The following is a 14621-nucleotide window of genomic DNA, read 5'->3' on the forward strand; positions in this document are numbered from 1 at the left end:
CGGAGCCTAACCACGGGTTCGGGCGTTTGCACGTCAGGGCTTGGGGACGAACAGGAATTGGCCGCTCTTCGGCAGGCTCGCGTCGAAGCGGAAGAGGGTCGGCGTCTGCTTGGCGTCCTTCTTGTCCTGCACCGAGCGAGGCACGCGCTCCTTGACGAATTTCGCGAGCTCCTCGTCCGTCACCACGTGATCCTGGTTCGTATCGGCCGCCGCCGTCCCCGCGGCCGCGACGGAGAGCCCTTCGAGGACGAACGCCGTCATCGCCGAATGCCCGCCCCAGGCCCACGCCCGCTCGTCCGGGTCGTCCTCCCACGCCCGCTGGCCCTTGCTGCCTGCGGTCAAGACGACCTCGGCGCGCTCTTTCCACAAAGAACCGAGGTGCGTTTCGAGCTCGTCGTCGCCCTTCGCGCCGACGGCCCACCCGCTGTAGCAGCAATCGAGCAGGAGCATCACGTGCTTCGAGGGCACGCCTTTGCGAATGTCGCTCACGAGATCCTGCATGTCCCAGCCCTTGTGCGAGCTCGGCAGGTGCGCGCGTTTGCCGAAGAACTCCGCGGGCTGAAGCACGCCGTAATCCTGGCGCGCGCCTTTGATGTAGCCGCCGTGGCCCGAGTAATAAAAGAGGAACGAGCTGTCCTCCTTGTCGCCGAACCGCGCCCGGAACTTTTCCACGGCGAGCTTGAGGCCCTCGGCCGTGGGCGCGCCGTCCGCCTTGTCGCCCGGCGCGGGCTGGTCGACGAGGTAGATGATGTTCGCGCGCTTGTAGCCATATTTTTCGATGAGGAGATCCCGCATCGCCCGCGCGTCGCGGCAGGGCGAATGCAAGGCGTGTTCGCCCTCGTAGCCGCACACGCCCGCGATGAGCGCATAAGGCTCGATCGAGCGAGGGCCGTCGTTTTTGGCGATGAGGCTGATCACCTCCGCCGCGGGCAGCGGATCCCCCTTGCTGCCCCGCGGACGGCCCTCCTTCGCGGGGGCGTTTGCCTCGGTCGTGTCGTCGTCCGACACCGGAGCGGGCCGCGCGTCGGCGATCGGCGCAGGTTTGCCCGGGGTGCGCAGGAAAAAACCGAGCCCGATCGCTCCGGCGAGCGCCGCTGCCGCGAGCGCGCCCGCCGCGACGAGACGGCCGCGCCCCTTGCCCTGTCGAATGGGCCGGAGCCGCAACTCCTTTTCGAGGCAGGCAACGACCTCTTCGAACGAGAGCGCCGTCCCCTCACGTGGCGCGGCAGCGAGCGTGCCGCCGTGGTCCTTGCCGTCGTACCACGCCGCCGCCTCTTTCCCTTGATTCGCGCGCGCCCGATTCTCCCGCTCCCCGAGCGCCTTCGCCAGGAGCCCGACCTTCGCGCGGCTCGCGGGGTCGGCGCTGAGGACGATCATCTTCTTGTCCTGCTCGACGAGCAGGAGCGGATATCCCCGACCGCCCGGCGCGCGGACGTCGGTCCTCGCCCACAGCTTGAATTGCGTCGAGACGGGCCGCTGAATGCAGAGGAGCGGGAGCGTCCGCGCAGCGCCGCCGGAGCTCGTCGAGCCCGGCAATTCGGCCATGAAACCGAGGCTCCGCCCGAGGTCCTCTTCGTAGAGCTTGTGGTCCTGCGTGAGCAACGCGACGAACCGTTCGAGGCGCGCCTCGCCCGCGACGAGGTCGTCGTCGTAGAGGCGCGCGCCCGCGGCGAGTTTTTTTCCGATGATCGCGCAAAACGCGAGCGCGTCGTCGAGAAAGGTCTCCCGCCGGGGCGGGTCTTCGAGCAAATGGTGCTGCGCGAGCGCGAGGTACACCGCCTGCACCGCGTGCTCGGGCGGGACACGGTCCGGCCAGAGGCCCTGCCGCACGTCGCCCGCATATCGGCACATCGCCTCCCACGCGGGCGGGAGCGCCTCGCCGCGCCGCTTGCACGCGAGCAGGTAAAGGGACCAGACCTCGTCGAGGTGCGGGAACGAGCGAATCGCGATCGTGGCGCCTTCGAGCGCGGCCCCCGAGGCGGCGAAGGGGGCCTCATCGCGAAAGACGAGGAGCGAGAGCGAATCATGCCCCGCTGCGGCCTTTCGATCGAGCCAGAGCGTCGCGCCCTCGGGGCGAACGCCGTCCGCGGCCCATACCAGCGAGAGTCCTGCGAGAGGACCGGAGACGCTCATGGCCAAGCTCCTCGGAGGTTCCTATTCGAGCGATCGGGCCTGGAACAACTCGCCAGCGACCTTCTTGAACTGCGTCGCCGTGGGTTTTTTCGTGAAGAGCGAAGACCGCACCATCTTGCCGCCCGCGAGCGAGGGATCCATCGTCACCACGCCCTTCGCGTCGATGCGATACGCGCGTTCGGCCGTGCCTGAGGAGGGCGTCGACGTGAAAAGGACGAGGTCGTAGTGGCCGTCCTGGTCCGTGTCGTAATAGGTCCACTCGGCGCCGTCGCGGTGCAGGAACGCGAACTCGGGCTTGAACTTGCCGCCCGAGATCACTTCCTGCGCCGAGAGTTTGCCCGGGGCAGGGCTGTCCTTGTTGACGTCGACGAGGAGCGAGGTCGACGTCATGCCCGCCGAGACGATCACCGCTTTGTCCCAGCCCGTCTTCGGGCCGAACGCCGTGCTCCACCGCGAGGTGTCGCTGAAGCTGAAATAAATGCCGCCGTGCCGCAGCGGATCCGGGAACGAGTCGAGCGCGTCGTCGGCGATCGCCGAGGTCGTCGAGGGAATGGCGCGCGTCGCCACGCGGCCGAGCCGCGCCGCGAGCGTGCCATTGTCGAGCAGGTGCGGGCGCAGCATCTTGCGGCCCACGTGCTCGGGCGCGGGCTCCTTCCGGCCGTCCTCGCCAAGCCGGTACGCTTCGAGCGCGACGCCCGTGCCGACACGGCTCGTGTACGTGAGGAAATCGAATTTGCCGTCGTCGTTTCGATCGTAATAGACCCAAAGCCGCGAGCCCTGCGCGATCATCGTGGCCTCGGCGTCCACCGCCTGCTTCTCCAGGAGCGCCTGCGCCGCGTCGTTCTTGTGCACCTCGCCGAGCGTGCCCTGATCGACGTCGAAGACGAACCCATGGCTGTAGACCGAGCGCGTGACCAGCGTGTCCGTGCGGCCGTCGCCGTCCATGTCCTCGATCGCGACCTCGCGGCCGCCGCCGAGCAACGGGCTCGGGAGGTTTTCCGCGAGCTCGCCACCGCGCGCCTCGACCATCGACGCGCCGAGCGTGATCGATCCGAGCCGCGCGAGCGCGCTCCGCTCCGCGCTCTGCGCCACGAGATCCGGCTGGATCAGGGGCCCGCCCGAGCCGAGGGCGTCGTCCCGGCCGAGCTTGCCGTTCTTGCCGATGCGGTAGCCGTGGGTCACGCGGCCCGAGCCGCGTTCGTCGTGAAGCACCACGTCGTAACGGCCGTCGTCGTCAGTGTCGTACCAGGCGAAGCTGCCGCCCGGCGTGGCCAGGTAGATGACCTCCGCGTCGAAGCTGCGCTTGCCGTAGAGCGCGCCGACGTCGGGTTTGCCCGCGCCTTCGCCGATCGTGCTCTGGTCGAGGTCGTAAAACCGCGCCATGGCCGAGCGGCCCTCGGTGCGCAGGACGTCGTAGCGGCCGTCGAGATCCGCGTCCTCGATCGTCGCCTCCTCGCCGCCGTCGAACCACGGGTCGGGCAGGACGTCCGCAGGCTGGACCGGGATCTCCGAGAGGAACGAGCGGATCTCCGAGACGTGCACGTGGAACGTCGCGCGGTACTCGCTGTTGCCGTAACCGAAGCTGTTCAGCCCGACGAGCTCGCTCCCGCGATTGACGAGCGGGCCGCCGCTGTCGCCCGGCCAGTTCGGGCAGGTGGATTGCACGACCATGAGAGGTTTGTCGTGCTCTAACACCTTCTTCAGGCCCTCGAACATCTCTTGCTTGCGCTTGGGGCAGGCGTCGTCGCCCGCGGATTCGCGGACGGTGCACTCGAGCGAGACGAGCTGCGAGAGGTGCGTGGCGAGCTTGCCGACGGCCGCGACCTCGCCGTCCTTGATCGCCCATACGAGGCCCGAGCCGGCGTGGCCGAGGCTCGCGACAGGCTCGCCGGGGGCCGGATCCTTCGCGGCCGGGCGGATGAAGGGCAGGTCTTTGTGGTTGCCTTCGAGCTTGATGATCGCGAGGTCGCGCATCGGATCGGCCTTGTGCACCCAGGCCGTGACCGGTTTGTTCGTGCGCTCCATGGCGCCCGATTTGTCGAGCTTGCCGAGCTCGACCGAGACCTTGATGCGGAAGTCCTCGCGCTCGCCGCTCTCGATGACGTGGTTGTTCGTGAGGATCCAGCCGGTGGGGCCGACGATCACGCCGGTGCCGAGGCCCGTGGGCGTCCGGATGATGACGGTGGCCGGCGCGACGGCGCGGTAGTTCTCGCGCACGTCGCCTTTGCCGCCCTCGGGCAAGGACGCGAGTGCGCTTTTCGTGCTGGCGGCGTCGGGGCTCGGCAGAAGTTCGGCGCGGCGCAAGAGGTCGAGCATGCCGCGGCTCGGGACACGCGCGGTGCTCGGCGCCTGGGCCTTCGGCTTCTCGGCGTTCGTGGCCTTCGCGGCGGGGGCCGGATCGCTCTTCGCGCTCGCGGGATCGGGCGGAGGGGCGGGCGCCGCGCCGCTGCACGCCGCGACGAGGGGGCCGAGGATCACCGCCGCGATGTACCCCGAGGACCCGTCCACCGTGCCGAACCATCGCTTGCCCATGTGTCTCCTCCGAGCGCTCCCGCGTGCTCGAAACCCATACCAAATTCGGGTCCGTTCAGAAACCCCCGGCCGCGAAGGGAGCTTCGCGTGGACAGGAGAATAGCCGATGCGGGAGGCTTCGAGTCCTTGCATTCAGAAGCGTGCTGCCCGATGCTTGGACCTCGGAGGAATAACATGCGCACGAAACGAACCATCTTCCTTTGCGCGTTCGCGGGCTTCTCCCTCATCGGCGCGGGGCTCGGCGCGGGTTGCTCGGGTGGGGACAACACCTCGGGATCGGGCAACACGGGCGGCAACTCGTCCGGCTCGTCGCAGGGCGGCGGCGGCAATGGGCAGGGGGGAAGCGGCAATGGCGGTGAGGGCGGCGACATCACCTTCTTCGACGCAGGGCCGGGCGATGGCGGGCTCACCGAGGACAGCGCCTGTGTGAGCCAGAGCTCGGAGGCGACGCTCGTCAAGAAGCCGGTCGACGTCATTGTCCTGATCGACAACTCCGGCAGCATGTCGGCCGAGATCATCGGCGTTCAGAACAACATCAACCAGAACTTCGCGCAGATCCTCGAGGCGAGCGGGCTCGATTACCGTGTCATCCTCATTGCGAGGCACGGCAACGCGTCGAGCGCGCAGAGCGTGTGCATCGAGGCGCCGCTCTCCGGCATTCCCGCGGGCGGCTGCATGCCCCCGCCGGTGTCGCCCGTGAACAACCCTGGCAAATTCTTCCACTACAGCGTCGAGGTCGCGAGCCACGACTCGCTCTGCAAGGTGCTCTCGACGTATGGCGTGCAGGACGAGTACGGGTTCGCGCCGATGGGCTGGAAGGAGTGGCTGCGGCCCGACGCGTTCAAAACGTTCATCGAGCTCACGGACGACGGGGTCAACTGCAGCTACGGCGGCAAGACCTACAACGACAGCAACTCCGTCAACGGCGGGAACACGGTCGCGACGAACTGGGACACGGCGCTGCTCGCGCTGTCGCCGGAGAATTTCGGCACCGCCGAGAATCGCAACTATCGCTTCTACAGCATCGTCGCGATGGCCTACAACGACCCGGCGAACAAGCCGTACGAGCCCTCCGACCCGGTCATCACGGGCAAGTGCCCGACGGCCGCCGATCCCGGCACCGGCTATCAGGGCCTGAGCAACCTCACGGGCGGGCTCAAGTTCCCGCTCTGCGACACGACCTCGTACGACGCCGTGTTCCAGGCGATCGCGGAAGGCGTCGTCGCCGGCGCGCAGGTCGCCTGCGAATTCGGGATCCCCGATCCGCCCGAGGGCACGACCGTCGATCTGAGCAGCGTGGTCGTCGATTACACGCCCGGCGACATGTCCCCGAACAAGCAGTTCAGCCAGGTCGCGGACGCGGCGGCGTGCGCGGCGGACGCGTTCTACATCGACAAGCCCGCGAACAAGATCATCCTCTGCCCGGATACCTGCGGGGTGGTCAAGAACGACGCGGCGGCCAAGGTCGCCGTGCTTTTCGCCTGCGACCCGGGTGGCGCCAACTGAGCGGATGAAGAGGGCCATGCTCGATCGAAAGACGGTTCTCTTGGCCTCGGTCCTCGCGGGGGTTGTCCTGGCGTGTGGACCCGAGGCCAGCAATACCACCGGCTCCGGCGGCTCCGGTGGCGCGGGCGGCTCCGGCGGCGTGGGCGGCGGCACCCCCGTCGATCCGCCGGGGCCCAAAGATCCGGACGACCTCTTGAAAGCGGCGATCCTCATGGGGAGCTGCGTTCCGGATAGCCTCGTCGATAACTGGCTCCGCGATTTCTATGCGGAGCGCGGGGTCGACACCGATCTCGACGTCCTGAGCTACACGAAGTGCCTCGCGAGCAAGACCAACGGCTGCAAGGCGATCGAGGAGTGCCTCGGGGTGACGGTCGATCTCTCCGGTCCTTGCATGCCCACCTGCACGGGGAACGTGCTCAAGGTGTGCGACGACCAGCTCGCATTCACGGTCGATTGCAGCGTGGTCGGCCGCGAGTGCTCCGAGGAGGCGAGGGACTGCGTCGACAAGAGCATTCAGCCCGGGGCGACGTGCAACGACGAGACGTTCAAGGAGGTCTGCCAGGACGGCGTGCCCCGGGTGTGCTCGGGCGAGCTGGAGACGAACGGGCCGGCTTGCGCCGATTTCGGACTCACGTGCAAGGATCTGCAATTCGGTGGCGTTGGGTGCGTTGGAACGGGCGCGACGTGCCAGTCGGACACGGGCGGCGGGCTCACGATTGACTACAGCTCAGGTCTCACGTGCGACGGTCCGGAGCTGCGCGCCTGCATCAACGGAGGCGAGCAGGCGGTCGATTGCGACAAGCTCGTGAAGGGGTCTGCCTGCAACAGCTCGGGTGCGTCGTACTTTTGCGGATTTGGGAGCGCGTGTGATCCCTTCAGCGGGGACAACGCGACGTGCGAGGGCGATTCGATCGTCGTCTGCCACGCCGGCCGGATCGACAAGGTCGACTGCAAGACGCTCGGGTTCACCGGCTGCAATGCCACGTGGGGTACATGCAGCCCGAGCATCTACGATCAGGCCCCCCCGCCCGATCCCGACCCCGGGCCTGGCCCCGGGCCCTGATCCCATCCTCGCCTAACAGTCCGTGGATCTACGCGACCGGAATCGCGATCCCAACATCCCACACCTCACCCTGGCGCGTCCCGCGCCACGCGCTCGCTGACTTCGCGGTCAAAGGGCGAGGACTCCGATCACGGGGTCGGCGACTCCGATGTCGAAGAGGGTGCACTCCGATCACGGGGTCGGCGACTCCGATGTCGAAGAGGGTGCACTCCGATCACGGGGTCGGCGACTCCGATGTCGAAGAGGGTGCACTCCGATCACGGGGTCGGCGACTCCGATGTCGAAGAGGGCGCACTCCGATCACGGGGTCGGCGACTCCGATGTCGAAGAGGGCGCACTCCGATCACGGGGTCGGCGACTCCGATGTCGAAGAGGGTGCACTCCGATCACGGGGTCGGCGACTCCGATGTCGAAGAGGGTGCACCCCGATCACGGGGTCGGCGACTCCGATGTCGAGCGGGCTCCTGGATGAGTCGCGCTAAAGCCCCCCGTCCCGCAGCCATTCCCCGAATCGCTCGCCGATCATCAAGGCCGTGACGTTCGTGTTCGTGCTGACGATCGTCGGCATGATGCTCGCGTCCGCCACGACGAGGCCCGAGACGCCGCGCACGTGGCCGCGGCCGTCGACGGCCGCCTCGGGATCGCCCTCCGGCCCCATCGGGACGGTGCCGGAGGGGTGATACCCGGAGCCGGAGCTCCATTCGATCCAGCGCGAGATTTCGGCTCGATTGCGGAGGACGCGGTCGTTCGGCCAGAAAGGGACGACGAGGTCGCGCAGGGGCTTCGTGCGCGCGACATCACCGGCGAGCTCCATGGCCTCGACAGCGCAGGCGCGGTCATCGGGGTGGAGGATGATGTCGAGTTCGATGCGGGGTTTGGCGGAGGGATCAGCGCTGGTCCACGTGATGCGGCCGTGGCCGCGGGGTTTGCCGACGCAGCAGGAGATGCCGACGAGCGGCATGTAATTGCCGGGCCAGGCGAAAAACGAGAACGGCTGGAGCTGCATGTCGCTCGGGAAGGGGCTGCCCTCCGAGGTGTATCGCAGCACCGTTTGAATGAGGGGATGGCGGATGCTGGCGAATCCGTACGTTTTCGGGACGAAGATGGCGAGGGAGCCCGGGTGATCGAGGAGGCGCGCGCCGACGGCCGGGACGTCGGAGACGACGTCCACGCCGAGCCGTTCGAGCAAGTCGCGCGGTCCGATGCCTGAACGAATGAGAATCCCCGGCGTGGCGATCGCGCCGGCCGCGAGGACGACGCGGTTCGTCGCGAGGACCTCGATCTTGCCGGAGGTCTCGACCTCGAGGCCCGTGACCTTGCCATTGTGGAAGAGGACGCGGCGCACGGACGTGTGCGGCCGGATCGTGAGGTTGTCCCGGCGGCGGACGTCTTCGCGGAGGTAACAACGCGCGGCGCTCATGCGGACGCCGCCGATTTTGTTCATGGGCTGCGGGCCGACGCCGAACGGGTCCGGGTCGTTTTGATCGGGGCAGGCCGGAAACCCGAGGGCGCGGCAGGCTTCCATGAAGGCGACCTGGAACGGCGCGAGCTCCTCGGGCGGGTGGCGCCGGATGGGAAGGGGGCCGCCGCGGCCGTGCCAGCGATTCTGGACGTCCTGATCGTCTTCGAGGCGCTTCAAGGCGGGCAGGCAGTTCTCGAAGCTCCACTCGGGCAAGCCGAGCGCCGCCCATTCGTCGTAATCGTAGGGCTGGCCGCGGAGCGCGATGCAGGTATTGACCGCGGAGGAGCCGCCGACGACCTTGCCGCGGGGGTACACGAAGGGCTTGTGCCCCGGCATGGGCAGATAGGAAAAACCCCAGTCGTGGGCGGTGATCGAGTTTCGTGTGCCGTCCACGAGGTCCGAGGGGAGCGTCACGCTCGGGGGATAATCGGGCCCGGCCTCGACGAGCAGCACCTCGCGCTCCGCGCGTTCGGTCGCGCGGGCCGCGATCACCGCGCCGGACGAGCCGGCGCCCACCACGATGGTCTCTGCTTGCATGGGTCCGAGCCTACCATGTTTCCGGAGCGGTTCACGTCGTCCGGACGCCCGGGTTCCATGGCAAACGGTTTTACAGGAAGACCCGCTTCACCTCGGCGGCGAGGGGCTTGTTGGCCCAGCCAGAAGGCAGGTGCCCGAGGGCGGCGCCGATCTTGGCGGCGGCGCCGGGGCGATCGGCGAGCGAGAGGCCCGTGAGGGACGCGGCGATCGGGGCCGGGAGGCCGTCGGGCGCAGGGTCGCCGTGAGGCATCGTGAGGAGCGCGAGGGCGAGCAGGGCGCAGAGTTTGTCCTCGGCGGACAATCCCGCGAGCTTGCCACGCAAGGTGACCGTGGTGCGGCGGAGCTCGGCGCGGAAGAGGCCCTCGCGGGCGGTGTGGCCACGCGCGACGAGGGCCGCGACGGCGGCGAGCGTGGCGCCGAGATCAGCGTCGAAGAGGCCGTCGGCCTTTTGATGGAGGAGGAGCGCGCGGAGGCCGGCGTCGTCGTCCGTGAGGCGCGGGGGCGCAGGCGGCGCGGATCGGGTTATTTCGGCGGCGGGGGCCGGGGCGGGGGCCGGGGCACGACGCGCGGGCGGCGGTGGCGGGGTCGGCGCGCCGGGGACGGCCAACCTCGGAGGCGGTGGCAGTGCCGCCAATGCGGGGGGCGGCGCGCCCATGGCGGGGGGCGGCGGCGGCCCGAATCCGCCGGGCGGCGCGGGCGCGGCCGGACGGAATGCGGCGGCGGCCGGCCTGGCGCCGGGCGCGGCAGGCGACCCGGGGAGCGCATTCGAAAAGAAGGCTTCCTCGGCCACGTTCGTCGGCAAGGGGAGGGTGACCGGGACCTTTCCTTCGATCGTCACCTTGCGATCGTCCGGGTTCACGCCGACGAGCGCGACCGTGCGGTTCACCAGGCCAAACGTGGTCCCGAGGCCTTCGAGCGTGGGGTCGTCGTCGGGATCGAATCGATACGTGAGGCGCTTGTTGCGGAGCAGCGCCCATAACGTGGCCGCGCCCTCCGCGCGCGCGTCCGCGGGCACGTCGAGCGAGAGGGCGACGCGTTGCTCCTCGCCGTCCGCGCGTTGCCCGAGGAGCACGAGGCGATCGCCCGGCTCGATGGGGCCGCGAAATGCGAAAAGGACGGGCTCGGCGGCGAAGAGGTCGATCGGGCCGGGGGGTTCGAGCATTTTCGGGCTCTTGCGTTCGCCGTCGCGCTCGACGAGCACACGGATGCCCGTCCAGAGCGGCGCGGTGATCGCATTCTTGAGCCGCACGAGCGCGCGCTCGAGGTCCTCGTTCGTCGTGACGGGCGTGTACGTGCCGCCGCCGAGCTGCGCGAGCTCGGCGAGCATCGAATGCTGGACGGATTCACCGATGCCGAGCACGTGCAGGCGCGTGTCGAGGAGCTGGTCCTTCGCGGCCCTGAGCACGTTCGCGGCATTCGCGACGTCACCGTCGGTCATGAAAACGACGATCCGGAGCCGGTACGTCTGGTCGGGCGGCGGGAGGTTGGTCGTGGCGACGGGGACCTCGGTGCCGAGCCGCGACGAGAGCGCCGCGCGGATGGCGCTGGACGCTTCGGTGCCGCCGCGGGAGGTGATGCGGCCGATGAAATCGTCCGCGGTCTGGAGGTGCTCGTCGTCGAAGGGGACGGGCGTCACCGCGAGCGCTTCGAGCCTGTCGTCGAACGCGATCACGTTGAAGCGGTCGTCGGGCCCGAGCGAGCGCAAGGCGCCGCGCACGGCGCGAATGGCCGATTGCATGGGCGCGCCGCCCATCGAGCCGGAGCGATCGACGAGGAACGTGACTGCGCGCGGAAGGACGGGTCCCTCGTCCGCGAACGCCGGCGGGAGGATGCCGATCGCCGTCGACGGACCATTCTGATCGGGGCCCGCGGTCGTGTCGTGGCGGACCCACAAGGCAGGTTTGTCGCCGCGGGGTCGATTGGCGATCTCGATCTGCAAATCGCGGTCGAGCGGGGCGTCGTGTACTTCGATGCGCCGCTTGCGCGCGCCGGCCTGCATCATGGTCGTGGAATGGGAGGTGCAGCGAAGGGTCGCGGGTTCGTCCGGGCCATCGTCGATCGTGATGTCCACGCGGGCCCGCGCCGCGAGCGTCGTCGGCCTCGGGCGATCGAGCGCCGCGGCCTCGGTTTCCGTGACGTTCGCCTCGTTCTCCACGTACCGCGGCATGTACGTGAGCGGGACGATGAGCCGGTGGCCGTCGGCGATCGGCAGGAGCAATTGATCGACCGTGAGCGTGACCTCGACGTCCTCGCCGGGCTCGATCGGGGCAATGCGCAATCGCGCGAGGTCCTCGCCCTCGGATTCGCCGAGCGCGGCCGATTGCCCCGATTCGACGGCGCGCTTGTAGTCGGCGCGGGCCCGGCCCCGCGCGCGGATTTTTGCCTCGATCGTGCGGCTGCCGAGCTTCACGACGAGCTCGCGCAGCGCGGCCATGGGCGGGAGCGGAAAGACGAGGTCGCCCTCCAGCGTGCGGCCGAGATCATTGTGGAACGTGACGACGAGGCGGGCCCGCGCGAGGAGCCCGTCGACGTGGATGTCGGCAGTGACGCCTCGCACCGCGAGGAAATCGCCTTCGCTTGCATCGGCGAGGAGCACGCCGTTGTCGTTCGGGGCGGGTTTTCTCGGCCGTTTGCGTGGTTGCGGCAGGCCCCACGGCTGCTTGCGTGGCTCGCGCCAGACCGTGGGGTCGGCTTCGATTCGCAGGCGCCTCCCGCCGATCTCGATCACGTCGTCGGGGGCCAGATCCATCTTGCCCTGGATCTGCTTGCCATTGACGATCGTGCCATTCACCGAGCCGAGATCCTCGATGCGGATCCGGCCGTCTCGCCATTCGATCTGGGCATGGCGCCGCGAGGTGCCGTTCGAGCCGATGACGACGTCGCTGGTGCTGGTTCGGCCGACGGTGACGATCGGCTTGTCGAACAGCTCGCGTGTCTCGCGCCCCCTCGCGTCCTCGACGACCAGCGTGAACATGCCCGCCTCCTCACACACGCATTTCAGGATCGGTCCTCGGCGTCAAGGGTTGACGCGCAGAGCAAGGGCTTCCTAGCATGCGCGCAATGCTGGCCGAACGCCTCGGGACCGCCGAAAAAACGGGCAAGCTCGATCTGCGTGGCCTCGTGCTCGGACAGGTCCCCCCTGCGATCCGCGCGCTCCGGAACCTCGTCGAGCTCGACCTCGGGAGCAATGCCCTCACCGAGGTGCCCGCGTGGCTCGGCGAGCTCACGTCGCTGGAGGTCCTCCGGCTCGAACGCAACGCCCTCGAAGACCTGCCCCGCAAGCTCGGGCGGCTCGACAAGCTGCGGGTCCTCGACCTCAGCCACAACAAGCTCGAGGTCGTGCCCTCGTTCGTGGCCGATCTGCCAGCGCTCGTGTCGCTCGACCTCGGCCAGAACCGCATCGCGTCCGTGCCGCGGTGGCTCGCGGACCGGAAGGCGCTGCGGGCGCTCGTGCTCGGGAAGAACCCGCTCGACGCGTTCCCGGAGCCGGTGCTCGCGCTCGCCGACCTCGGGGAGCTCGGGCTCGCGGGGCTCGGGTTCGAGGCGCTGCCGGGCGACCTCGGCACGCTCGCGGCGCTCGAGAAGCTCGACCTCGGGGAAAACCGGCTCTCGGGGTTGCCGACGTCGATCGGCAAGCTCGGCGCGCTCCGGGCGCTCGTGCTGCGCGGAAACCGGCTCACGGAGCTGCCGCCCATGCTCCCCGGGCTCCGGCTCCGCGCGCTCGACGTCGCCGGCAACCGCATCGGCGCGCTGCCGCTCGCGGGACACGCGTGGGACGGGATGGAGGCGCTGGAGCTCGGCGACAACCCGCTCGTCGCGTTGCCCGAGGAGGTCGCTGCGTTCGCCGCGCTCCGGCGGCTCGATCTGCGCAATACGTGGCTCGAAAGTCTGCCCGACGTGCTCACGCGGCTGACCGGGCTCCGGACGTTGCTGCTCGCCGGGTCGCCCGTGGGCCTGCGGGACGGCAAGCCGCCGGACGTGATCTTCACGCTGGAGGGGCTCGAAGAGCTCGATTTGTCGCTGACGGGGATCACGGCGCTGCCCGAGGCGATAGGCTGGCTCTCGCGCCTCAAGTTCTTGTGGTTGCAAGGAATTCCGCTCGCGAGCGTCCCGGCCGCGCTGCGGTCGATGAAGCACCTCGAAGAGCTCGATCTGACGGATACGCCGTTCGGCCGGACGGACGAGGTCGAGGCGCTGACGGTCGCGCTGCCGACGACCCGCGTGGTGTGCGTCGATTGGGCAGCGACATATCGCGCAATGCTGGAGGACGTGTACATCCTGCGGGATGATACGGGGCTCGACGATGTCGAGATCGCGAAGTGGGTGCTCGCGCGCGAGCGTGGAGGGCGTTTGCCGGCGGCGGGGCGGCTGCGGCCGGTGGACGAGGAGGTGCTCGAGCGGCTCCACACGCTGGTGTTCATGCAGGGGCCGCGGCGGCGGGTGACGACGCGGAGCGCGGCGGGGGTGATGGTCGACCTCGTGGCGAGGGATCAGCTCGGCTGGCATGAGGTGCTGGAGCAGTTGCTCGAAGGCGCGCATGCGAGCGGGATGAAGAGCCGTCGCATCGGGGACACGACGCGATGAAGGGCGACGCGACGCGGATCGCCGAGCTCGAAGCGGAGGTCCGGGTGCTGCGGGCGCGCGTGGCAGAGCTCGAAGGCAAGGTCGCGGGAAAGTCCTCGGCGAAATCACGGGGTTGACCGATTGCGACATTTTTCCGCGTGACCTCGCCGCGGTTTTCAACCCGGCCCGGAGGCGCGCCGAGGAGGAGCAGGACCTCCTGCGCGAGCAGGTGATCGAGGCGCAGCGGGCAGCGCTGCGGGAGCTCCTCGGGGCGCGCGTGGTCCTCACGGGGATCCGCGGCGACGTGGCGCAGACGCTCGTCCACCTCGGTGAGGGGCTCGGCGGCATCACCACGCGCTCGACGTTGCGGGCGGGGATCGCCTGGGCGCTCAGGCGTTGAGGTCGGCGCGGTAAGGTTCGAGGGTCGCGCGGAAGGTGTCGGTCCAGGGGACGGGCCGGTGCGTCGTGGGATCGACGCGCACGACGGTGCGGGTGCCGCGGGCGAAGTCCTCGTCCTGGTCGGTCGGGAGGACGCGGAAGCCGAAGGTGAGGCTCGATCGTCCGAGCTTCTCCACCCAGACCCGCACGCGCACGTCGCGGACGCCGACGACGGGGCGGAGATATTCGATGTTGTTTGCCCGGACGAAGTGGAACTGGTCGGGGTTCTTCTGGGCGTCGAGGACGCCGCCCCACCCGAGGTGCTTCCAGAAGGAGCCGATCGTACGCTCGAACAAGAGGAGATACCGCGCGTTGTGCAGGATCTGGAAGGCGTCGAGGTCGTCGAAGTAGACGCCCATGAGCGTCTCGTGAAAGCGGGTCATGGTG

General features: G+C 69.1%; 9 protein-coding genes. 4 read left to right on the top strand and 5 right to left on the bottom strand.

All coding sequences use genetic code 11. The features are described from left to right. Positions 1–33 precede the first annotated feature (33 nt). Both POL67_RS03160 and POL67_RS03165 read right to left on the bottom strand, forming a co-directional pair. Positions 34–2133, bottom strand: coding sequence for a caspase family protein (locus POL67_RS03160; protein ID WP_271915476.1), 2100 nt, complete (start codon positions 2131–2133; stop codon positions 34–36). A 21-nt stretch (positions 2134–2154) separates the two neighbouring features. Continuing rightward, the gene (locus tag POL67_RS03165) at positions 2155–4665 is read right to left on the bottom strand and encodes a S1 family peptidase (protein ID WP_271915478.1); all 2511 of its coding nucleotides are present in this window, start codon (positions 4663–4665) and stop codon (positions 2155–2157) included. Between the two features lie 174 nt (positions 4666–4839). Between POL67_RS03165 and POL67_RS03170 the strand changes: the two genes are divergently transcribed. Further along, positions 4840–6171, top strand: coding sequence for a hypothetical protein (locus POL67_RS03170; RefSeq protein WP_271915479.1), 1332 nt, complete (start codon positions 4840–4842; stop codon positions 6169–6171). 16 nt (positions 6172–6187) lie between these two features. Beyond that, the gene (locus POL67_RS03175) at positions 6188–7234 is read left to right on the top strand and encodes a hypothetical protein (protein WP_271915481.1); all 1047 of its coding nucleotides are present in this window, start codon (positions 6188–6190) and stop codon (positions 7232–7234) included. Between the two features lie 478 nt (positions 7235–7712). Here the strand turns inward: POL67_RS03175 and POL67_RS03180 are convergent, their stop codons facing one another. Together POL67_RS03180 and POL67_RS03185 are read right to left on the bottom strand one after the other, a co-directional pair. Then, positions 7713–9233, bottom strand: coding sequence for a GMC family oxidoreductase (locus tag POL67_RS03180; protein WP_271915483.1), 1521 nt, complete (start codon positions 9231–9233; stop codon positions 7713–7715). Positions 9234–9303: 70 nt separating this feature from the next. Next, on the bottom strand, positions 9304–12207 hold the full coding sequence (locus tag POL67_RS03185) for a vWA domain-containing protein (protein ID WP_271915485.1): 2904 nt from the start codon (positions 12205–12207) through the stop codon (positions 9304–9306). A gap of 86 nt (positions 12208–12293) precedes the next feature. Here POL67_RS03185 and POL67_RS03190 point away from each other — a divergent pair, with 86 nt between their 5' ends. Together POL67_RS03190 and POL67_RS53450 are read left to right on the top strand one after the other, a co-directional pair. Then, positions 12294–13817, top strand: coding sequence for a leucine-rich repeat domain-containing protein (locus tag POL67_RS03190; protein WP_271915487.1), 1524 nt, complete (start codon positions 12294–12296; stop codon positions 13815–13817). Positions 13818–13929: 112 nt separating this feature from the next. Further along, the gene (locus POL67_RS53450) at positions 13930–14196 is read left to right on the top strand and encodes an STAS domain-containing protein (protein ID WP_308789503.1); all 267 of its coding nucleotides are present in this window, start codon (positions 13930–13932) and stop codon (positions 14194–14196) included. Here POL67_RS53450 and POL67_RS03200 read toward each other — a convergent pair. Then, the gene (locus POL67_RS03200) at positions 14186–14617 is read right to left on the bottom strand and encodes an acyl-CoA thioesterase (protein WP_271915489.1); all 432 of its coding nucleotides are present in this window, start codon (positions 14615–14617) and stop codon (positions 14186–14188) included. The two genes, POL67_RS53450 and POL67_RS03200, sit on opposite strands and share 11 nt — an antisense overlap. Positions 14618–14621 lie beyond the last annotated feature (4 nt).

Source organism: Polyangium mundeleinium, assembly GCF_028369105.1.
In the GTDB taxonomy this organism is placed as follows: Bacteria; Myxococcota_A; Polyangia; order Polyangiales; family Polyangiaceae; genus Polyangium; species Polyangium mundeleinium.

Excerpts from the sequence above, each read along its gene's own strand:
- POL67_RS03160 (WP_271915476.1), bottom strand. The coding sequence starts at position 2,133 with ATGAGCGTCTCCGGTCCTCTCGCAGGACTCTCGCTGGTATGGGCCGCG.
- POL67_RS03165 (WP_271915478.1), bottom strand. The coding sequence starts at position 4,665 with ATGGGCAAGCGATGGTTCGGCACGGTGGACGGGTCCTCGGGGTACATC.
- POL67_RS03170 (WP_271915479.1), top strand. The coding sequence starts at position 4,840 with ATGCGCACGAAACGAACCATCTTCCTTTGCGCGTTCGCGGGCTTCTCC.
- POL67_RS03175 (WP_271915481.1), top strand. The coding sequence starts at position 6,188 with ATGCTCGATCGAAAGACGGTTCTCTTGGCCTCGGTCCTCGCGGGGGTT.
- POL67_RS03180 (WP_271915483.1), bottom strand. The coding sequence starts at position 9,233 with ATGCAAGCAGAGACCATCGTGGTGGGCGCCGGCTCGTCCGGCGCGGTG.
- POL67_RS03185 (WP_271915485.1), bottom strand. The coding sequence starts at position 12,207 with ATGTTCACGCTGGTCGTCGAGGACGCGAGGGGGCGCGAGACACGCGAG.
- POL67_RS03190 (WP_271915487.1), top strand. The coding sequence starts at position 12,294 with ATGCTGGCCGAACGCCTCGGGACCGCCGAAAAAACGGGCAAGCTCGAT.
- POL67_RS03200 (WP_271915489.1), bottom strand. The coding sequence starts at position 14,617 with ATGACCCGCTTTCACGAGACGCTCATGGGCGTCTACTTCGACGACCTC.